Source organism: Nocardia sp. NPDC003979 (assembly GCF_053605015.1).
Genome location: NZ_JBSGIJ010000002.1, coordinates 321,511 through 340,135, shown reverse-complemented (window position 1 = coordinate 340,135; position 18,625 = coordinate 321,511). Strand labels below are relative to the sequence as shown.

21 protein-coding genes are annotated in these 18,625 nt (G+C 67.8%); 9 read left to right on the top strand and 12 right to left on the bottom strand.

The features are described from left to right. Positions 1–376: 376 nt before the first annotated feature. Both ACWEVR_RS05185 and ACWEVR_RS05180 read left to right on the top strand, forming a co-directional pair. Positions 377–793 carry a hypothetical protein gene (locus tag ACWEVR_RS05185; protein WP_452465905.1) on the top strand — a complete coding sequence of 139 codons (417 nt, stop codon included), beginning with the start codon at positions 377–379 and terminating at the stop codon, positions 791–793. Between the two features lie 16 nt (positions 794–809). Continuing rightward, positions 810–1,769, top strand: coding sequence for a hypothetical protein (locus ACWEVR_RS05180; RefSeq protein ID WP_452465904.1), 960 nt, complete (start codon positions 810–812; stop codon positions 1,767–1,769). Between the two features lie 115 nt (positions 1,770–1,884). Here the strand turns inward: ACWEVR_RS05180 and ACWEVR_RS05175 are convergent, their stop codons facing one another. Both ACWEVR_RS05175 and ACWEVR_RS05170 read right to left on the bottom strand, forming a co-directional pair. Next, positions 1,885–2,154 (bottom strand): helix-turn-helix domain-containing protein, encoded by a 270-nt coding sequence (locus ACWEVR_RS05175; RefSeq protein WP_452465903.1) that lies wholly within the window; start codon positions 2,152–2,154, stop codon positions 1,885–1,887. Positions 2,155–2,295: 141 nt separating this feature from the next. Continuing rightward, the gene (locus ACWEVR_RS05170; RefSeq protein ID WP_067493732.1) at positions 2,296–3,927 is read right to left on the bottom strand and encodes an ABC-F family ATP-binding cassette domain-containing protein; all 1,632 of its coding nucleotides are present in this window, start codon (positions 3,925–3,927) and stop codon (positions 2,296–2,298) included. Positions 3,928–4,076: 149 nt separating this feature from the next. On the opposite strand from ACWEVR_RS05170, the gene ACWEVR_RS05165 reads away from it, so the two are divergent. Beyond that, a complete protein-coding gene (locus ACWEVR_RS05165) occupies positions 4,077–4,841 on the top strand; it encodes an SDR family oxidoreductase (protein ID WP_067493730.1) in 765 nt (254 codons plus the stop codon). Between the two features lie 37 nt (positions 4,842–4,878). On the opposite strand, the gene ACWEVR_RS05160 is transcribed toward ACWEVR_RS05165, so the two are convergent. Together ACWEVR_RS05160 and ACWEVR_RS05155 are read right to left on the bottom strand one after the other, a co-directional pair. Next, complete coding sequence (locus ACWEVR_RS05160; RefSeq protein ID WP_452465902.1) at positions 4,879–7,230, bottom strand: MMPL family transporter; 2,352 nt, start codon at positions 7,228–7,230, stop codon at positions 4,879–4,881. 203 nt (positions 7,231–7,433) lie between these two features. Further along, a complete protein-coding gene (locus tag ACWEVR_RS05155) occupies positions 7,434–8,504 on the bottom strand; it encodes a lycopene cyclase family protein (RefSeq protein ID WP_452465901.1) in 1,071 nt (356 codons plus the stop codon). A 155-nt stretch (positions 8,505–8,659) separates the two neighbouring features. On the opposite strand from ACWEVR_RS05155, the gene ku reads away from it, so the two are divergent. Both ku and ACWEVR_RS05145 read left to right on the top strand, forming a co-directional pair. After that, on the top strand, positions 8,660–9,568 hold the full coding sequence (gene ku / locus ACWEVR_RS05150; RefSeq protein ID WP_452465900.1) for a non-homologous end joining protein Ku: 909 nt from the start codon (positions 8,660–8,662) through the stop codon (positions 9,566–9,568). A 14-nt stretch (positions 9,569–9,582) separates the two neighbouring features. Further along, complete coding sequence (locus ACWEVR_RS05145; protein ID WP_452465899.1) at positions 9,583–10,116, top strand: GNAT family N-acetyltransferase; 534 nt, start codon at positions 9,583–9,585, stop codon at positions 10,114–10,116. Between the two features lie 46 nt (positions 10,117–10,162). Here the strand turns inward: ACWEVR_RS05145 and ACWEVR_RS05140 are convergent, their stop codons facing one another. Next, positions 10,163–10,663, bottom strand: coding sequence for a DUF4189 domain-containing protein (locus ACWEVR_RS05140; protein WP_452465898.1), 501 nt, complete (start codon positions 10,661–10,663; stop codon positions 10,163–10,165). Between the two features lie 96 nt (positions 10,664–10,759). Next, positions 10,760–10,978: an NADAR domain-containing protein gene (locus ACWEVR_RS05135; RefSeq protein ID WP_452465897.1), complete on the bottom strand. Its 219-nt coding sequence runs from the start codon at positions 10,976–10,978 to the stop codon at positions 10,760–10,762. A 355-nt stretch (positions 10,979–11,333) separates the two neighbouring features. Here ACWEVR_RS05135 and ACWEVR_RS05130 point away from each other — a divergent pair, with 355 nt between their 5' ends. Genes ACWEVR_RS05130 through ACWEVR_RS05120 form a run of 3 tightly spaced genes read left to right on the top strand, consistent with a single transcriptional unit; the run spans position 11,334 to position 13,838 of the window. Further along, positions 11,334–12,170, top strand: coding sequence for a MetQ/NlpA family ABC transporter substrate-binding protein (locus ACWEVR_RS05130; RefSeq protein WP_452466154.1), 837 nt, complete (start codon positions 11,334–11,336; stop codon positions 12,168–12,170). Beyond that, positions 12,167–13,174, top strand: coding sequence for a methionine ABC transporter ATP-binding protein (locus ACWEVR_RS05125; RefSeq protein WP_452465896.1), 1,008 nt, complete (start codon positions 12,167–12,169; stop codon positions 13,172–13,174). The genes ACWEVR_RS05130 and ACWEVR_RS05125 overlap by 4 nt, the downstream gene beginning before the upstream one ends. A 1-nt stretch (position 13,175) precedes the next feature. Continuing rightward, complete coding sequence (locus ACWEVR_RS05120; RefSeq protein ID WP_452465895.1) at positions 13,176–13,838, top strand: methionine ABC transporter permease; 663 nt, start codon at positions 13,176–13,178, stop codon at positions 13,836–13,838. Positions 13,839–13,856: 18 nt separating this feature from the next. On the opposite strand, the gene ACWEVR_RS05115 is transcribed toward ACWEVR_RS05120, so the two are convergent. Beyond that, entirely contained in the window at positions 13,857–15,131 is a 1,275-nt protein-coding gene (locus tag ACWEVR_RS05115; RefSeq protein WP_452465894.1) for a PucR family transcriptional regulator, read from the bottom strand. Positions 15,132–15,278: 147 nt separating this feature from the next. Here ACWEVR_RS05115 and ACWEVR_RS05110 point away from each other — a divergent pair, with 147 nt between their 5' ends. Then, complete coding sequence (locus tag ACWEVR_RS05110; protein ID WP_452465893.1) at positions 15,279–15,911, top strand: TetR/AcrR family transcriptional regulator; 633 nt, start codon at positions 15,279–15,281, stop codon at positions 15,909–15,911. Between the two features lie 52 nt (positions 15,912–15,963). On the opposite strand, the gene ACWEVR_RS05105 is transcribed toward ACWEVR_RS05110, so the two are convergent. From ACWEVR_RS05105 to sufU, 5 genes are all read right to left on the bottom strand, one after another. After that, a complete protein-coding gene (locus ACWEVR_RS05105) occupies positions 15,964–16,392 on the bottom strand; it encodes a DUF4189 domain-containing protein (RefSeq protein WP_067635991.1) in 429 nt (142 codons plus the stop codon). 149 nt (positions 16,393–16,541) lie between these two features. Next, positions 16,542–16,970 (bottom strand): DUF4189 domain-containing protein, encoded by a 429-nt coding sequence (locus ACWEVR_RS05100; protein ID WP_452465892.1) that lies wholly within the window; start codon positions 16,968–16,970, stop codon positions 16,542–16,544. A 180-nt stretch (positions 16,971–17,150) separates the two neighbouring features. Then, positions 17,151–17,585, bottom strand: a complete 435-nt coding sequence (locus ACWEVR_RS05095) for a DUF4189 domain-containing protein (RefSeq protein WP_181698061.1) — start codon at positions 17,583–17,585, stop codon at positions 17,151–17,153. Positions 17,586–17,755: 170 nt separating this feature from the next. Next, the gene (locus tag ACWEVR_RS05090; RefSeq protein WP_067493905.1) at positions 17,756–18,148 is read right to left on the bottom strand and encodes a metal-sulfur cluster assembly factor; all 393 of its coding nucleotides are present in this window, start codon (positions 18,146–18,148) and stop codon (positions 17,756–17,758) included. Then, positions 18,148–18,624, bottom strand: a complete 477-nt coding sequence (gene sufU / locus ACWEVR_RS05085; RefSeq protein ID WP_067636000.1) for a Fe-S cluster assembly sulfur transfer protein SufU — start codon at positions 18,622–18,624, stop codon at positions 18,148–18,150. Before sufU ends, ACWEVR_RS05090 begins: the two co-directional genes overlap by 1 nt. Between the last annotated feature and the right edge of the window lies 1 nt (position 18,625).

The window sequence follows — 18,625 nt, the reverse complement described above, 5'->3', positions numbered from 1 at the left end:
GGCCTCGATCTTCCCTCCCTCCGGGCACTCCTTCGTCGCACCCTCCGGTCAGTCCAGATCGAGGCGGCCGAGAACCGGACTGCGTGATCGACTGCGGACGGCGGCGGTAGGCATCGGTCGGCAACTTCGCCGGGGTGCCTGTCGCGCCGTTGCTGTTTTCGTTTGCTGATCGATTGCCCGTGTCGGATACCTGCACGCACTGCGGTTGCCCGAAATTCTCGTCCTGCTAGGCGATCACGCGCCGCTCGGCGGTTTGCCCGGCGCTCCGTAAATCTCGCGAACACCCTCGGTGAAAGGTTCGCTCACGTTATGATCCGAAGCGCCTAGAGGGGTTCTGGCAAATCGCGAGCAGACGAGAAGATCGGAGTGAGTGCCCATGACCGACGCCATCCACCTCCCCGCTAATGCGTCGTCCCGAAGCCGGGGCCCCGCCTTGCGCGGACAGCTGGTGGCCGAGTCCGAGCGCGATGTCTCGGTCCGCGTCGACGGCGGGACCTGGACCTTCGATCGCCGCGATATCCTGCGGCTCACCGAGGAGCGTGCGGCGGAGGGTCGGCAGGTGCAGGTCGACATCCGCCCCGGCGCCACCGCCGATTTCACCCGCCGGATGCGCGTGGAACTCGTCGAACGACCCATCACGCTGGCCCCCGCACCGTCGGAGGCCCTCGGCGACGAGCAGCTCGCCGAAGCCACCCGCAGCTGGGCGGCGAAACTGCGGATCGCCGAGCGTGGCGGCACCTCAGGGGCGACGTTCACTTTCCACGACGGCATCAACTGCGACAGTCTCGACTGAAGCGGCCGACACAGTCATGGAACGCGCGACCGACGCGGTGCTCATCGTCTCCGAAACCGACGACCTGCACGCCGACGCACTGGCCGTCACGTTGCGCGAGCACCACCGCATCGATCCCATCCGGCTCGACCTGCGCGACTTCCCTTCCGAGACAGGCAGTTTCCGTCTCGACAAGGCCGGAACGAATCGGGCGTTGTCGCATGTGCACGGCCTGGACGACGTGCGCGCGGTGTGGTGGCGCAGGCCGCACCCGTGCCGCGTCCCGCACGGTGTGCGCGCCGCCGACGACGAATTCCGCCAGGCCGAATGCGACGGTTTCCTCCAGGGGATGCTGTGGTCGATCCCGGCCTACTGGGTGAACGACCCGGCCGCCGAACGCACCGCGAGCCGCAAGATCGTGCAGCTCGAAACGGCACACCGGGCCGGTTTCGCCGTCCCGGAGACACTCATCACCAACGACCCGGACGAGGCGCGCAGTTTCGTCGAATCCCGTTCGGTACCCGTGGTTTACAAACGCACCGGCACGGGCCGTGGCGAGTTCTCCGAGACGCGCATCATCACCCGGCCCGAGCTGGGCCGGCTCACCTCGATCCGTTCGACGCCGACGACCTTCCAGGATTACGTGGACGCCACCTGCGATCTGCGGGTGGTGTGGGTCGACGGCGTCGAATGGGCGGTGCGCATCGATTCACAGGCGGGTGTCGGCCGGGTCGACTCGCGGCTCGACACCTCGGTGGCGTTCGCCCCCGACCGGCTGCCCGCCTCGGTAAGCAAGTCGCTGGCCACCCTGATGGGCGCGCTCGGCTTGAGTTTCGGCGTGGTCGACCTGCGCTTGGGCGTCGACGGCGAGTACTACTTCCTCGAGGTGAATCCGCAGGGCCAGTTCGCCTACCTGGAGATCAAGACGGGGCTACCCCTGTTCACCAGCCTGGCGAACCTGCTGGTGCAGGGTGACGGGGCGGTACCCGGTTGGTGATCAGTCCAGGGTTCTCGGCCGCCTCGATCTGGACTGAGCGGAGGGTGCGACGAAGGAGTGCCCGGAGGGAGGGAAGATCGAGGCCTCCCGGGCCGAGAACCCGCGGCGCCAGCCGCTATGTCTCAGGGTTCTTGCGGCGGTTGGCGCCGCCGCGCCCGCGCAGCTCGACATGCGATTCGACCAGCACATTGTGAATGAAGCCGTACGAGCGGCCGGTCGCCCTGGCCAGGGAGCGGATGCTGGCACCCGCCTCGTACTGCTTCTTCAGCTGGGACTGCAACCTGTCACGGGACTTACCCGTGACCCGGGTGCCCTTCCCCAGCGCGGTCTTGCCTGTCGATGTTGCCTTGGCCGATCGAGCGGCCTGTCTCGCACTGTCGCTCATGGCTTCCTCCGAGTCGCCGAGCAGCTCATTCCAGGCTAGACACTCCGCACCCGGTGATCAACGGAAAACAGTGACGAACCTCACGAAAACCCCGCGAGTTCCCTCGCGACACACCGATCTCCTGGCCGAAGGCCGGTCCGCTCAGGCGAGATCGATGAGTTCGGCGTACTCGGCCGACCAGTGGTCCTCGGTGCCGTCGGGCAGCAGGATCACCCGTTCCGGGTTCAGCGCCTCGGCCGCGCCCGGGTCGTGGGTCACCAGCACCACCGCGCCCGCGTAGGTGCGCAGCGCGTCGAGGACCTGTTCGCGCGAGACCGGGTCGAGGTTGTTGGTCGGCTCGTCGAGCAGCAGCACGTTGGCCGCCGAGGAGACGAGACCGGCCAGCGCGAGACGGGTCTTCTCACCACCGGACAGGGTGCCCGCCGGCTGCTCGAGCTGCGGGCCGCTGAACATGAAGGCGCCGAGCAGACTTCGCAGTTCCTGTTCGCCCGCGTCCGGGGAGGCGTGGCGGATGTTCTCCCACACCGTCGCCTGGTCGTCGAGGGTGTCGTGTTCCTGGGCGAAGTAACCGACCTTGAGACCACGGCCCTGTTCGACACCACCGGCGGTGGGTGTCTCCACCCCGGCGAGCAGTTTCAGCATGGTGGTCTTACCGGCACCGTTGAGGCCGAGCACCACGACGCGAGATCCCTTGTCCACGGCGAAGTTCACGCCGGTGAAGATCTCGAGCGAACCGTAGAGCTTGGTCAGATCCTTGACCATGAGCGGAGTCTTGCTGCACGGCGCGGGTTCGGGGAACCGGATGCGGGCCACCTTGTCGGCCACGCGCACGTCGTCGAGTTCGGAGATCAACCGTTCGGCGCGACGCACCATCTGGTGTGCCGCAGCGGCTTTGGTGGCCTTGGCGCCGAGCTTGGCGGCCTGCTGACGCAGCGCGCTCGCCTTCTTCTCCGCGTTGGCGCGCTCGCGGACGCGGCGCTGCTCGTCGGTGGCGCGGGCGTCGAGGTACTTCTTCCAGCCCATGTTGTACACGTCGGGCTCACCACGCACGGCGTCGAGGAACCACACCTTGTTCACCACGGCATCGAGCAGGTCCACATCGTGGCTGATGACGATCAGGCCGCCGTCGTGGTTCTGCAGGAACCCGCGCAGCCAGGTGATGGAGTCGGCGTCGAGGTGGTTGGTCGGCTCGTCGAGCAGCAGGATGCGGTCGGAGCGCCCGCCGCTGCCGTCGGAGGCGGAGAACAGGATGCGGGCCAGCTCGATGCGGCGGCGCTGACCACCGGACAGGGTGCGCAGCTGCTGGTCGAGGATCCGGTCGGGCAGGCCGAGGCTGTTGCAGATACGCGCGGCCTCGCTCTCGGCGACATAACCGCCGAGAGAGGAGAACTGGTCTTCCAGGCGCCCGTACTTGCGGATGGCCTTCTCGCGTTCGGCGTCGTCGGCGACCTCGGCCATGCGCAGCTGCTGCTTTTCCATGTCGCGGATCAGCGCGTCGAGACCGCGGGCCGACAGCACGCGGTCGCGGGCGATCACGTCGAGATCGCCCTCCTTGGGATCCTGCGGCAGGTAACCGATCTCGCTGGAGCGCGTGATCTTCCCGGCGTAGGGCTCGCCCTCACCCGCGAGGATGCGCAGGGTGGTGGTCTTGCCCGCGCCGTTGCGCCCGACCAGTCCGATCCGGTCGCCGGACTGCACCCGCAACGCCGGCCCGGGGGCCGAGAGCAGGGTGCGGACTCCGGCCCGGACCTCCAGGTCGGTCGCCGTGATCACAGAGCTTCTCCTCGATGTCGAAAGCAGATGGTCGCCGAACCGTCTCCATGGTGCACCGACGGTTCCGGCAAGAACCACTTATTTTACCGCCCCGCCGCCGGTGCCTCGAACCTGGCGCCGACGGATGTGAGCGTGGTTACTCTCGTCGCATGACTACCGATCTAGTTGGCCGTACCGCTCTCGTCACCGGCGCCAGCCGGGGCATCGGCTTGGCGACGGCCGCCGAACTGCTGCGCGCGGGCGCGAATGTGCTGATCACCGCCCGCAAACCCGAACCGCTGGAAGCCGCCGCGCAGGAGTTGCGCGCTCTCGGGCACAAGGGCCAGGTGAGCACCGTCGCGGGCAACTCCGGTGACGCCGACGCGCGGGCCGAGGCCGTGTCCCGGGCGGTCACCGAGTTCGGTTCGCTCGACATCCTGATCAACAACACCGGCATCAACCCGGTGTTCGGTGCGCTGATGGACGCCGATCTCGGTGCGGTGAGCAAGATCTTCGACGTGAACGTCGTGGCCGCGCTCGGCTATGTCCAGCAGGCCTACAAGGCGTGGATGGCTGAGCACGGCGGTGCGGTGGTGAACGTGGCGAGTGTGGCCGGTATCCGCTCCTCGGGGGTGATCTCGGCCTACGGCGCCTCCAAGGCGGCGCTGATCCGGCTCACCGAGGAGCTGGCGTGGCAGCTCGGCCCGAACATCCGGGTGAACGCGGTCGCTCCCGGTGTGGTGAAGACCAAGTTCGCCGACGCCCTGTTCTCCGCCGATGAGGAACGGGCGGCGAGCGTGTATCCGATGAAGCGCCTTGGCTCCCCCGAGGACGTGGCGCGCCTGATCACCTTCCTGGTGTCGGACGAGGCGTCCTGGATCACCGGCGACTGCGTCCGCGTCGACGGCGGGTTGCTGGCCACCGGCGGCATCTGAAACCGGCGGGGTGGGGGCAGGCTCGCCCCCACCCCGCTCAGTCTTCGCGGGCGCCCGCCAGCGCCTCGTCACCCTTGGCGGCGGCACGCTCGGCCTCGGCGCGCACGAGCGGGTCGTCACCCTTGGCGGCGGCACGCTCGGCCTCGGCACGGGCGAGCGGGTCGATCACCTCGACGGTCGGCTTTCCGGTGACGCCCAGCGGATCACGCACCGGCAGATTCGCGCGTGCGCCACCCTCGTCGAGACCCCACCGGTCGTGCAGCCTGCGCAAGAAATCCGGTGCGTACCAGTTGGCCTCGCCGAGCACCTTCATCGCGGCGGGCAGCAGGAACCCGCGGACCAGGGTGGCGTCCACGATCACCGCCAGCGGCAAACCGATGCCGAACGCCTTCATGAACGTGATGTCGGAGGCCAGGAAACCGAGGAACACCAGCGAGATCAGGATGGCGGCCGCGGTGACGATGCGCCCGATCCGTTCCAGGCCGAGGGCGACGGCCGCCTCGTTCTTGCCGGTGCGGTCGTACTCCTCCCGGATGCGCGAGAGCAGGAACACCTGGTAGTCCATCGCCAGGCCGAACGCGGCGGCGAACAGCATCACCGGAACGGTGGCCGAGAGGTCACCGGTGACGGTGAAGCCGAGCACTCCCGACAGGTGCCCGTCCTGGAATATCCAGACCAGCGCACCGAAGGTGGCGGTGAGGCTGAGCGCGCTGAGGATCACCGCGAGCACCGGGAGCACCACGCTGCCGGTGAGCAGGAACAGCACGATCAGCATCAGGATCACCACGAAGCCGAGCGCCCACGGCAGGGCGTCTTCGATGGCGTTCACCGAGTCCACATTGGCCGCCGCGACCCCGCCGATCAGGATCTCGCTCGGAACCTGCTGGGCGCGAAGCTGTTCCACCAGGGCACCGAGTTCGTGGCTGTCACCGGTGGACGGGACGATCGAGAGGTAGGCGGCGCGCTCGGCCCGGAAGCGGGCATTGAGCGCGGTCGGTTCGGCCAGCCGCCCGCCCTGGGCGTAGCTGCCGGTCGCGGTGTCGACGCGGCGCACGTTGTCCAGGTCCGACATCGTGCGCGCGATGGCGTCCAATCCCTCGGCGCTGTAGGCACTGTCGGGCAGCACCGCGACCAGGGTGTCCTGGTCGCTGTCGCCGAAGTCGCGCTGCACGGTCTCGGCGACCTGCCGCGAATTCATCGACGCAGGCAGCACCCGTTCGTCCGGGAAGCCGAGTTTCACCCCGAGGAACGGGGTGCCCAGCAGCAACAGCACCGCGGCGACGGCGAGCCCGATCGGGATCGGTTTGCCCATGACGGCGGTGGCCAGTTTGTGCCAGGCGCCCTCACCCGGTGCGGGCCGTGGCGCGCGCAGGAACCACCAGCCGAGCTGACCACGGTCGATGTTGGTGCCGAGCAGCAGCAGGATCGCGGGCAGCACGGTCAACGAGACCAGGGCGGCCAGGCCCGCGACGATCACGCCCGCGTACCCCATCGACCGGATGGCAAGCAGCGGGAAGAACACCAGACCGGCCAGCGCCACCGCGACGGTGAGCGCCGAGAACGCGACGGTGCGGCCCGCCGTGCGCAGGGTGGCACGCACGGCGGCGGCCGGGGCGCGGCCCTCGGTGAGCTCGTCGCGGTAGCGGTTGACGATCAGCAGGCTGTAGTCGATGGCCAGGCCGAGCCCGAGCAGGGTCGCCACGTTGGTAGCGGTGACCGCGAGCGGGGTGAACACCGCGAGCAACCACAGCGTGCCCATCGTCATCAGCACGGTGACCACGGCGACCAGCAGCGGCAGGCTCGCCGCGACCAGCCCACCGAACACGAACAGCAGCGCCAGCAGCGTGAGCGGGAACGCGATGGCCTCGCCCTTGACGATGTCGGTCTTGCTCTGTTCGACGGTCTCGTGCATGAGCATCGCGAAACCGCCCACGCGGACCCGCAGTTCGCCCTGGGTGCCCGCGAGATCGGCGGCGACGGCGGCGACCCGTTCGTCGATCTCGCGTTCACTGCCGAGGACCGTGGCCACGATCAGGCCCTGTTTGTTGTCGATGCTGCGCAGCGCGGGCTGGTGGGTCGTCCAGTAGGACAACACATCGGTGATGCCTGCGCGTTCCTGCAGGTTGGCGACGAGCGCTGTCGCGGCGGCGGTGGACTCGGGGTCGTCGACCGAGTCCTCGGTCTCCACCAGCAGCACCAGATTCGGTGGGCCCTGGCCGAATTCGTCGCGCAGCACATCGAGCGCCCGGCTGGACTCGCTGCCGCTGTCGGTGTAACCGCCGCCCTCCACCCGGTCGAACAGCGTCGCGCCGAGTGCTCCGAGCACCAGCGCGAGCACCGCGAAAACACCGAGCACCCAGCGGCCACGCCGCTTGGTGAATTCGAACACCGGTATACCCCTGTCTCGTCGAGCAACACTGCGGCACGCATCTCGACGTGCGGTATTCGGTGTCACCCGGTCGGCCCGCCTCGTCGGCCCGATCCTGCTGGCGGGTCGGCGCGTTCGCCCGGCGATGTTAGCAACCCCGCGACGTTCGCGCCGTCGCTCGGACTACCCGAACTACCGGGTAGCGATCCTGGGTCGCGTTGCGGTCAGCCGAGACCGAGCGACGAGGTGGCCAGGATGCGGCGCAGGCGAGATGGCAGAGCGGCGAACAGCGCGCTCATCGCGGCGACGGTGCCGGATAGATCGTCGTGGCCGGACAGATACGAACGTTGTCGGGCCGGGGTCAGATCGAAGAATGCCTCGAAGAAGATCGGCAGGTCCTGGGGTGGCAGGGCGAGCAGTGCTCGCAGACCTGCTCGGCGCAGGGCGGCGACGGTCCGGGCTCGGACGGTCCATGGTGAGCCGCCGTCGACGACGAGGTCTGCGGTTGCCAGCGAGGCGGCGACGCTGTACCCCGTCGCCGGGTGGATGAGCCCACCGGCCGCCCCGAAGCGACCAGCTCCGGGCTTGCCCCCTGCCACCGGAAACCGCACTCGCTCAAGGCGTTCCGTGCCGGTGAGTGGGATGCCGCGGACTCGCAGCCGATGTTCGAGGCGGGCGCGCAGGACCTCGGGTGTCAAGGCGGGGCGACCGACCAGGCAGGTTTCCTCGAACAGCATCGCGTCGGCGCCGAGCGGCACGGCGTAGAGGAACGAGCGCGGGTCGTGGGGTCCCGCGCCGTTGTCGAGTCGCCAGTCCATGAACAGGGTCGGGGCGGAACCCAGTGTGGCCCGGTCCACGACGACCCCGTAGGCGGTCTGCTCGGGCCGTCGTGGCTGCCGTGCGAGCCCACGTGCGTCGACGACCCGCCCCTCGAATGTCTCGCCGCGGGCCGTGCGCACCACACCCGTCTTCACCGAGACGACCTCGTCGGCGATCACGCGCGCACCGTCGAGCGTCAGCGACCGCTGCAGGGCCTCGGTATCGAGCACCTGATAGGCGCGGTCGAGCCGGTGCTCCCCCACCGCCCACGCGGTCGGTGCGTCGACCGTCGCCGCAATGACGGTGGTGTCGAGCCATGTCGGCAATTCGTCGGCCCAGGCGGCGTAGGTCGGCGTCCAGGTTCTGCCAGGGCGCGGGTCGATCGCGACAACGGACAGGCCGCGGGCGCGGGCCCGGTGCGCCACCGCGCGCCCGGCGGGACCGAGTCCGGCGACGATCAGATCAGCACGCACCATTCGGTAATTCGATCAGATCGACTGGCGAGGCTGTTCGTCTCGTCCCCGATCACCGGAATCGCGGGCGTGGAATCAAGCGCCGTCGCATCACGGGCACGCACCGTTTCGGCATCGCTTCCTCGCGCCGATCACGCCGGTCGGTAATGATGGGGTGCATGAGGTCCATCTGGAAGGGCTCGATCGCCTTCGGGCTGGTCAATGTCCCGGTCAAGGTGTACACCGCGACCGAGGACCATGACATCCGGTTTCACCAGGTCCACGCCAAGGACGGGGGCCGGATCAAATACGACCGGGTCTGCCAGGTGTGCGGGAACTCGGTGCAGTTCTCCGATATCGACAAGGCCTATGTCTCGCCCGACGGTGAGCAGGTGGTACTCACCGACGAGGACTTCTCCAAACTGCCCGCCGCGGAGAAGCACGAGATTCCGGTGCTGGAATTCGTGCCGTCGGACCAGATCGACCCGGTGCTGTTCGACAAGAGTTATTACCTGGAACCCGATTCGGCGACGCCGAAGGCATATCAGCTGCTCGCGGCCACGCTCGAGCGCATCGACAAGACCGCCCTCGTGCATTTCACGCTGCGCCAGAAAACCCGCCTGGCCGCATTACGGGTCCGCGACGGCGTGCTGGTGTTGCAGACATTGTTGTGGCCCGACGAAGTACGTGCCGTCGACTTCCCCTCCCTCGAAGACGCGCCAACGCCACGCCCGCAGGAATTGAAGATGGCCGAAACGCTGGTCGAGTCGATGTCGGGTGATTTCGATCCGGGCGAATACACCGACGAATACCAGATCGAATTGCAGAAACTGCTGGACGAGGCGATCGCCAGCGGCACCGGCAAGGTCGAATCCACCGCCGCCGAACCGGCCGAGCAGCCCGATGCCGAGGTGGTCGATCTGGTGGCCGCCTTGCAGCGCAGCCTCGAGGCGAGCGGGCGGCGGGAAGGCGAGTCGGCCGCCCCGAAGAAGAAGCCGGCGAAGAAGGCCGCGGCCAAGAAAGCGGCACCGCGCAAGACTGCGAGCAAATCCACGGCGAGCAAGTCCACGGCCCGCAAGGGGGCCTAGGGCACACTGGCCCCATGGATCGAGCGATCGTCGTCGTACCGATGGGTCTTGGGCACCTGCGTCAGGTCCTCGACCTCGGGCATCAGGTTTTCGACACGACGACCAAGCCGTATACGTCCTGGTCGCTGACGGCCGTCGCCGAGCATCTGGACAGCCCCGACAACGCCTGCTGGGTGGCCCTGGACTCCGATCGGGTGGTCGGGTTCGTGCTCGGTTCGATGGAGTTCGAGCACCGTGACGACTGGGCCTACCTCGAGTGGATCGCGGTGGCGCCGGATATGCAGGGGCACGGCATCGCCCGGCGGTTGGTCGACGTCTGCTCGGAGGCGTTGTTCGCGCGCGGTGCCCAGCACATCGTCACCGACGTGGAGGAGCGCAACGGCGCCTCGGCGGCGCTGATGCGGCGCAGCGGTTTCGTGCCCGCCGCGACGGTCACCCTGCTGGTGCGCACCAATCCCGAGACGCCGGGCGACGACCCGCTGCCGCCGATCGCCAAACACGACCTCGTCCGGCGCGGCCGTCTGTCGCTCGACCACCCGCGACGATGAGAAGGGGCGCGAACCCTTCGGTTCGCGCCCCTTGTCGAGGAATGCGTCAGACGTTCGCCGTGCAGGCGGACAGGATGACCCGCGCGGGACGCGGCGACGCCGAGCCCAGGTCGGGGAACGGCGGGGCGCTCAGACCGAGCACATCCACCGCCGAACGCTCGGCGGCGGCCAGCGAGTGGTCCCACGACCAGCCGAACCGGTAGTCGGCGCCCTGGGCCACCGCACCGCAGGCGTTGCGGAACGAGACGACCACCTGGCAGTCCCACACACCGCATTCGGCGAGCGCGGCGTGCTGGGCGTCGGCCCAGCTGCCGTAGTTCACCGCGGACGCCACCACGGCCTCCTCCGACGACAGCGCGAGCGCGCCGTAGAGGTCACCGGCGGCGGCCTGGAAACCGCCATCACGTGACACGGCGGTGTAACCGGGCGCTTCGGCGATCGCCACACCGCTGGCACCGGCGGCGGCCGGACCCGCGGCGACCACCGTGAACGCGGCCACCGCGGATACGGCGGCCACACCGAGGGCGTACTTGCCCACAACAGACATCAGAATTCTCCCCGTCGAAAGTTCGGTCCCAGACCGGGACCACCCCCAATCATGAACGCCCACAGCCGCACCGAGAAATACCTTTCCCGAATAGCTCTACCCAGCGAGTTCCTCGCGCGCCCGCATCAACGCGAACCCCAGCAGATTCAGCCCCCGCCATCGCACCGGATCACCCGCCCGCTCGTCGGTCGCCGACAGCCCGATCCCCCACACCCGGTCCATCGGACTCGCCTCCACGAGCACCCGCCCCGCCGTGCCCGCCAGATACGACCGCAACCCCGCATCCGATCCGAACTTGGCCACACTGCCCGCCACGACAATCAGAACAGCAGGTATTTCGGCATGTCTCCCCGCTCGACTGCCGCACACAATTCTTCGACCGATCGCACGGTCCACCCCGTCTCTAGTTTTGGTCAGATGAACTATATAGGCGCCCGAGCTACGTGCCAAGGGCTTTTCGTGGTGGCACCGAGCGCGCCGAGCAGGAGGCCCATGCCTCGCAAGGCCCGCAAGTTAGACGGACGTCCAACTATTGGTGAGGGTTTGGCTCGAGGCAATTCGAACCGTTGTCGGGGAGGGTCGGGCGCGGCTTGGATGACCGAGTTCATCAATGGCGAGCAATTCGGGAGTACAAGTGAAATTCCGTCGGGTACTGGCGATCCCGGTCCTCATGGCAACCGCTGCCCTGACCCTCACGGCATGCGGCTCGGGCGACGCGGAATCGGGCACTGTCGTCCGGATCGGCACCACCGACAAGGACAAGGCCTGGGATGTGTTCGAGCAGAAGGCCGCGGAGCAGGGCATCACGCTCGAGATCACCAACTTCTCCGATTACCAGCAGCCCAACGCGGCGCTGTCGCAGAAGCAGATCGACGTCAATCTCTTCCAGCACCTGCAGTTCCTCGGCCAGTACAACGTGGCGAGCTCGGACACGCTGACCCCGATCGGTTCGACCTACATCGTGCCGCTGGGCCTGTACTCCAAGAAGCACAAGGCGGTGGCCGACATCCCGCAGGGCGGTGAGATCGCGATCCCCAACGATCCGACCAACCAGGCCCGTGCCCTGTTCGTACTGCAGGCCGCCGGGTTGCTGAAACTCACGGGCACCTCGGCTCAGCCCACACCGGCCGATATCGACAAGGGCGCGTCCAAGGTGAAGGTGACCCCGGTCGACGCCGCGCAGACCGCCCTGTCGCTGGCCTCGGTGGACGGTTCGGTGATCAACAACACCTTCCTCGAGCGCTCCGGCATCGACCCGCATTCGGCGCTGTACAAGGACGATCCGAAGAATCCGGCCGCCGAGCCCTACATCAATGTGATCGTCACCCGCGCGGAGGACAAGACCGACCCGACCTATCTGAAGCTGGTCGAGATCTGGAAGGACCCGGCCGTGGCCGCCGCCCATGCCGAGGTCACCAAGAACACCGCGGTCGCCGTGACGCGACCGGGCGCCGAGCTCGAACAGATCCTCGACCGGGTGCAGCAGGGCATCCGGGCGAACAGGTGAGTTCCGCCGCCGCTGTCGAATTCCGTTCGGTCACCAAGGTATTCGGCAGCGGCGCGGACGAGCACGTCGCTCTCGACGGTATCGATCTGCGCATCGAGCACGGTGAGATCTTCGGGGTGATCGGCTATTCCGGTGCGGGCAAGTCCACCCTGGTGCGGTTGATCAATGCCCTGGAGAAGCCGACATCGGGCACCGTCACGATCTCCGGCACCCCGATCACCGGGGTGCCGGAGTCGGCCGTGCGTACGCTGCGCCGCGATATCGGCATGGTGTTCCAGCAGTTCAACCTCTTCCGATCGCGCACGGCCGCGGGCAATGTGGAGTACCCGCTGAAGGTGGCGGGCTGGAAGCGCGCCGAACGCAAGGCGCGGGTAGCAGAACTGCTGGAATTCGTCGGTCTCACCGACAAGGCCCGTGCCTATCCCGATCAGCTCTCGGGTGGGCAGAAGCAGCGCGTGGGAATCGCCAGGGCGCTGGCCACGTCCCCGTCGCTGCTGCTCGCCGACGAGGCGACCTCCGCGCTCGACCCGGAAACCACCGGTGAGGTGCTGCGACTGCTGAAGAAGGTCAACGCCGAACTCGGGGTGACCATCGTGGTGATCACCCACGAGATGGATGTGATCCGCGCGGTCGCCGACCGGGTCGCGGTGCTCGCCGAGGGCCGGATCGTCGAATTGGCGTCCACCTTCGATGTTTTCGCGGCGCCGAGGGCCGAGTCGACGCGGTCGTTCGTCGGCACCGTGCTGCACAACCGGCCTGATGCCCGCGAACTGGACCGGCTGCGGGAGTTGCACGGCGGCAGGCTGGTCACCGTCGACGTCGACGACCACAGTGGCATCGGTGCGGCGCTGGCCGCCGCGACCGCCGCCGATGTGCGCTTCGAGATCGTCTACGGCGGCGTGAGCACGCTGCAGGACAAGACCTTCGGCAGCCTCACCCTGGCCTTGCACGGACCCGACGACGCGGTGGATCGCGTCGTCGCCGATCTGGAACGGAAGCGCTGAGATGGACACCGACTGGGAGAAACTGCGCCCCATCCTGTTCGAATCCATCGGGACGACCGTCTACCTGGTCGGCGTGACGTTCGTCGTGGCGGGCCTGATCGGCCTGGCGCTCGGCACCGCGCTCTACACCACCCGCAAGGGCGGCCTGCTCGCCAACACCCCGATCCACCTGGTGCTCAATGTGATCGTGAACGTGGTGCGCCCGATTCCGTTCATCATCCTGCTGGCCGCACTCGGCCCGGTCACCCTCGAGGTGGTCGGCACCACCATCGGCTCCGAGGCCGCGCTGTTCGTGATGATCGTGGCCGCCTCGTTCGGCATCGCCCGCATCGTGGAACAGAACCTGGTCACCGTCGACCCCGGGGTCATCGAAGCGGCCCGCGCGGCGGGTGCGGGCCCGCTGCGCATCATCCTCACGCTGCTGATCCCGGAGGCGCTCGGCCCACTGATCCTCGGCTACACCTTCGTGGTGATCGCGATCGTCGACATCTCCGCCATGGCGGGCACCGTCGGCGGCGGCGGACTGGGCGACTTCGCCATCGTGTACGGCTACCAGCAGTTCCGATGGGAGGTCACCTTCGTCGCCGTCCTGATCATCATCGCCGGCGTCCAGGCCGTCCAGTTCCTCGGCAACTGGCTGGCCCGGAAGGTGTTGCGCCGCTGAATCACCCGGTGCCCGGAGCTAGGCCGAGCGCACGCCCCCGAGTCCCGGTGTGGGACAGACCTCGGCGTCGTGCCGGGCCCGGCGCGGGCCGCTGGTCCCCACCGGGCCGCCGAGACCGGTCGAGGCCACCTGCTCGGTGGGCACTCTCGGACCGGTGTGGAAGCTGCGGGCGATCATCGCCGACCTCAATTGCCACAGCCCCGAGGCCTGCGCCGGGTCGAGCCCGGTGAGCTGGGCGACGCGCCGCAGCCGGTAGTCGACGGTGTTGGTGTGGATGTGCAGCAGGCGGGCTGTGCGCTGCCGGTTCATGTTGTTGGCGATGTGCACGCGCAGCGTTTCGTACAGCTCGGGGTGCTTGTCCAGCGGGGCGAGCAGTTCACCGAGCCGGGCGCGGCCGGGACCTGGCCGGGTGAGCTGGTATTCCAGCGCCAGATCGCCGAAGCGGTACAGGCCGGGTTCGCAATCGAGCCGCTCCACCATGTCGAGCAGTTCGTGAGCGCGCTGCGCCGCGTCGGGGATCTCGGCCGCGGGCGAAGTCACCAGCGCTGCGGTCACATCCACGCGGGCGGCCCGCGACAGGGCCTCGACGAGGCCGTCGAGCTGATCGTCGGCGAGCAGGTCGGCCGGAATGAGCAGCGTGCCACCGTCGACCGACAGCAGCGACAGCGCCTGCTCCCCGCACCGGTGCGCCAGCGCGGCCTGCACTCGGCGCAGCTTGCGCCGCGCGACCACCGAGGAGTTCAGCCGGGCATCGTGCTCGTCGGGATGCTCCCCGATCGAAAGGGCGAGTACCGCATACGATTCGGCCACCGAGATCCCGCACTCGCGGGCCATCGTGATGGTCGGCTGACCGGCGAGCAGGGCGGAGGTGAGCGTGTGCACGGCGGTGTGGTGCTCACCGGCGATCTCGCGGTGCTCGCGGATGTAGGCGCGAGTCACGGTGGTGCACAGGACATCCGAGATGGCGATCAGCCTGCGGAACTCGTCGGGCAGGCTCATCCCGGCGCAGGCCGCGTCGAAACCGATCCGGAAACCCTCGTGCAGCGCGTGCAGGATCGTGTCGATGGGCACGCCCTCGCGCGCCCACCCCGACGCCGCGACCGCGAGCCGGTGCAGCTTGGCCTCCTCGTCGCGCCCGTCGAGCAACCCGGCGCAGATCTCGAGGCACATCCTCGTCACCGAGGTCACCTCGCCGGAGATCGCGTCACCGGGCAACGTCCGGCAGGTCGCCACGTTGTTCACGAAATGGGTGACCAGCGTGGATGTCAGCCCCCTGTCCACTGGGATCGTCATCGTCGACTCCTCCTCGTTCACACCGTTCGGTGCTGCTTCCCCGGTACCTGTCCCAACGTGATGGCCGACACCGAGGTCTTGTTCGTGACATGACTGTAGGGTGAGTAACCGCTCACCTTCTACTCCTCTTTCCCGCGAGGTGCACCGATGCCCCCACAAGCCGATAAGCAGCGCAAACGTCCGAAACAGGATCGGGCACGGGAGACGCGGGCGCGCATTCTGGAGGTATCCGCTCACCTTTTCGGCACCCGCGGCATCGGCAACACCTCGACCAACCGGATCGCCAGCGAGGCGGGCATCAGCATCGGCACGCTCTACCGGTATTTCAACGACCGCGACGAGATCGTGAAAGAGCTGACCGACAGCCTGTTTCTGCAGGTGGAGGACCGATACAGCAAGTTCCTCACCGTCGCCGCGGACAAGACACCGCGCGATTCGGTGGCCGAGGTGATCCGCACCGCCGTGCAGATTCTCGTCGCCAACGGGCCCCTGGTCCGGGCACTCGTCGCCGATCTGCACTTCTACGGCAGCGGTATCCCCGAATTCGAGCCGCGGCTGCGCATGATCATCAAGCTGTATCTGATCCACCTGCTCGGCCCGACCAAGACCATCGATATCGACACGATGGCGTTCGTGGTGCTCAACGCCGGTTTCGCCACGGCGCTGCGGTCGGTGGAAATGGAAGACGAGGGCCTGGACCGCGATGTGGTGATCGACCAGACCGCCGACATGATCGGCGCCTGGATCGCCTCGGCACTCGAGGCAGAAGCGGCCCGATAACGCGACGGGCCCGGATCCCGCGAGAGGATCCGGGCCCGGTGTTGCGTGTCGATCAGCGCGCGTTGGCGGTGCAGATCGCGTCGACGACGTGGGCGCCGCTCAGGTTGGCCGAACCGGTGTTGGCCAGCATGGCGGTCGGGGTCAGCTCGGTCAGGCTCTCGTAGGCCGTGCGCTCGGCATCGGCCCGGGTGGGGCCGGACGCCCACGCGAGGCCGTCGTTGCTCTGGACCAGAACGCCGCAGCCGTTGGCCCAGGTCATGACCTCGTTGCAGTCGGCCAGGTGGCAGTCGGCGATCGCCGCGGCGATGGCGGCCTCGGCGCTGCCCTCGTTCACACTGATGCCGTAGATGGCCTCGTTGTCGCTCAACGCGACCGACGCCCACTGGTCACCCGCGGCGCTCGCCGAGCCGGCGCCCAGCACCGAACCGGCCGCAAGGCCGAGTGCCACAACGGCGAAGCCGGCCTTACTCATGAAACTCATTCAAATGTTCTCCTCTGGAAACGGTTCCGGAAGTCCGGAACCTTCCAGATCATCATCGAAAGTTCGGTAATAGCCAACTCCAGGGGTAAAAGTGTCGACGCAAAAGAGCCCGGATCCACTCGGAGATCCGGGCTCGATCGCTACGGCGTTCAGCTCGCGTTGGTGGTGCACACCGTTTCGAGCACGGTGCCGCCCGCCATCTGCGACGAGCCGAGGTTGACGAGCAGGTTCTGCGGGGTGCCCTCGGTGAGCGCGAGGTAGGCCTCCCGCTCGGCTTCGGCACGGTTCGAGCCCTTGCCCCAGGCGATGTACTGCTCGTTCTCCACCAGGGCCAGGCAGCCGTTCACCCAGGACACCTCGATGGCGCAGCCGTCCGCGCCGCACTGATCCAGTGCGGCGGCCTCGGCCTCGGCGCGGGTGGGATAGTCGACCGAACGGCCGTAGTTCGACCAGTCGGCGTCCACGGCCATGGCGCCCCACTGGTCACCCGCCGCGCTCGCCGAACCGGCACCCAGCACCGAACCGGCCGCAAGGCCGAGTGCCACAACGGCGAAGCCGGCCTTACTCATGAAACTCATTCGAATGTTCTCCTCTGGAAGCAGTTCCGGAAGTCCGGAACTTTCCAGATCATCATGCAATTCGCGCGAAAGGCCAACCGAAACGCGAAATCTCACATCACCGGCTTCGGTGTATCACCGACGGAGAAAACGACGGGCCCGGATCCTGAGAGAGGGTCCGGGCCCGCGTCTTTGCGTCGATCAGCGCGCGTTGGCGGTGCAGACCACGCGGGCGACCTTGGCACCACTCAGGTCCGAGGACCCGAAGTTCGCGAGCTGGGCGGTCGGGGTGAGCTCGGAGAGCCGCTCGAACGCCGCGCGCGTCGCCTCGGCCGCGGTGCGCCCCGAGGCCGCCGCCACGCCGTCGTCGCTGACGACCAGTGTGCCGCAGCCGTTCGCCCACGAGATCATGACCTTGCAGTCGGCGGCGCCGTTGGTGCCGCAGCTCGCGATCGCCTGCTCGCGCGCCTCTTGCTCGCTCGGCCAGCTGCTGCTCGATCCGTAGGTCCAATCGGTCGTACTGAAAGCGATCGCGCCGAACATGCTCTGCGCGTTCGCGGCGCCGGCACCGAACACCGAGCCGGCCGCAAGACCGAGCGCCGCGACGGCGAAGCCGGCCTTACCCATGAAACTCATCCGAAAGTTCTCCTCTGACACACAGTTCCGCGATCGCGGAACCGACAAGTGGACCACTTCGGACCAGCGGCCGCCAATCGGAGTGATGCACTTCACGTTTCAACACGGACGCGAAAACGCCGCAGGCCCGGCACCCACGCGGGGTCCGGGCCTGCGGCGAAAAGTGTTGTCTAGACCGTGAATCCGAGGGCGCGCAGCTGTTCGCGGCCGTCGTCGGTGATCTTGTCCGGACCCCACGGGGGCATCCAGACCCAGTTGATCTTCAGGTCCTCGACCAGGCCGCTGCGCACCAGGGCGTTGCGGGACTGGTCCTCGATGACGTCGGTCAGCGGGCAGGCCGCCGAGGTGAGCGTCATGTCGAGGGTGCAGATGTTGGCGTCGTCGACGGACATGCCGTAGACGAGGCCGAGGTCGACGACGTTGATCCCGAGTTCGGGGTCGACCACATCGCGCATGGCCTCTTCCAGATCTGCGATGTGCTGGATCTGCTCGGGCGTCAACTCCGCTTCGGGAGTGGGCGCGGCAGTTTCGGTCGTGGCTTCGTCAGCCTTGGTCTCACTCATCACGCATCCCCATTTCCCATGGCAGGCTTGGCATCTTCGGCCGAGGCGATCTGCACGACGGCGTCCTTGAACGCCATCCACCCCAGCAGTGCGCACTTCACGCGCGCGGGGTACTTGGCGACACCGGCGAGGGCGATGCCGTCGCCGATCATGTCCTCGTCGCCCTCGACGGTGCCTCGGCTCGAGATCATCTCGCTGTAGGAGTCGACCACCTTCAAAGCCTGCTGCACCGGCAGGCCGATCACCTGATCGGTGAGGATCGAGGTGGCGGCCTGGCTGATCGAGCAGCCCTGACCGTCGTAGGAGACATCGGCGACCTCGCCCGCGTCGTCGATGTGCACGCGCAGGGTCACCTCGTCACCGCAGGTGGGGTTCACGTGGTGCACCTGGGCACCGAACGGTTCCCGCAGCCCGCGGTGGTGCGGGTGCTTGTAGTGGTCCAGGATCACTTCCTGGTACATCTGCTCCATGCGCATG

Coding starts and splice junctions, on each gene's coding strand:
- ACWEVR_RS05185 (WP_452465905.1), top strand. CDS start 377: ATGACCGACGCCATCCACCTCCCCGCTAATGCGTCGTCCCGAAGCCGG.
- ACWEVR_RS05180 (WP_452465904.1), top strand. CDS start 810: ATGGAACGCGCGACCGACGCGGTGCTCATCGTCTCCGAAACCGACGAC.
- ACWEVR_RS05175 (WP_452465903.1), bottom strand. CDS start 2,154: ATGAGCGACAGTGCGAGACAGGCCGCTCGATCGGCCAAGGCAACATCG.
- ACWEVR_RS05165 (WP_067493730.1), top strand. CDS start 4,077: ATGACTACCGATCTAGTTGGCCGTACCGCTCTCGTCACCGGCGCCAGC.
- ACWEVR_RS05155 (WP_452465901.1), bottom strand. CDS start 8,504: ATGGTGCGTGCTGATCTGATCGTCGCCGGACTCGGTCCCGCCGGGCGC.
- ku (WP_452465900.1), top strand. CDS start 8,660: ATGAGGTCCATCTGGAAGGGCTCGATCGCCTTCGGGCTGGTCAATGTC.
- ACWEVR_RS05145 (WP_452465899.1), top strand. CDS start 9,583: ATGGATCGAGCGATCGTCGTCGTACCGATGGGTCTTGGGCACCTGCGT.
- ACWEVR_RS05140 (WP_452465898.1), bottom strand. CDS start 10,663: ATGTCTGTTGTGGGCAAGTACGCCCTCGGTGTGGCCGCCGTATCCGCG.
- ACWEVR_RS05130 (WP_452466154.1), top strand. CDS start 11,334: ATGGCAACCGCTGCCCTGACCCTCACGGCATGCGGCTCGGGCGACGCG.
- ACWEVR_RS05120 (WP_452465895.1), top strand. CDS start 13,176: ATGGACACCGACTGGGAGAAACTGCGCCCCATCCTGTTCGAATCCATC.
- ACWEVR_RS05115 (WP_452465894.1), bottom strand. CDS start 15,131: ATGACGATCCCAGTGGACAGGGGGCTGACATCCACGCTGGTCACCCAT.
- ACWEVR_RS05110 (WP_452465893.1), top strand. CDS start 15,279: ATGCCCCCACAAGCCGATAAGCAGCGCAAACGTCCGAAACAGGATCGG.
- ACWEVR_RS05105 (WP_067635991.1), bottom strand. CDS start 16,392: ATGAGTTTCATGAGTAAGGCCGGCTTCGCCGTTGTGGCACTCGGCCTT.
- ACWEVR_RS05100 (WP_452465892.1), bottom strand. CDS start 16,970: ATGAGTTTCATGAGTAAGGCCGGCTTCGCCGTTGTGGCACTCGGCCTT.
- ACWEVR_RS05095 (WP_181698061.1), bottom strand. CDS start 17,585: ATGAGTTTCATGGGTAAGGCCGGCTTCGCCGTCGCGGCGCTCGGTCTT.
- ACWEVR_RS05090 (WP_067493905.1), bottom strand. CDS start 18,148: ATGAGTGAGACCAAGGCTGACGAAGCCACGACCGAAACTGCCGCGCCC.
- sufU (WP_067636000.1), bottom strand. CDS start 18,624: ATGCGCATGGAGCAGATGTACCAGGAAGTGATCCTGGACCACTACAAG.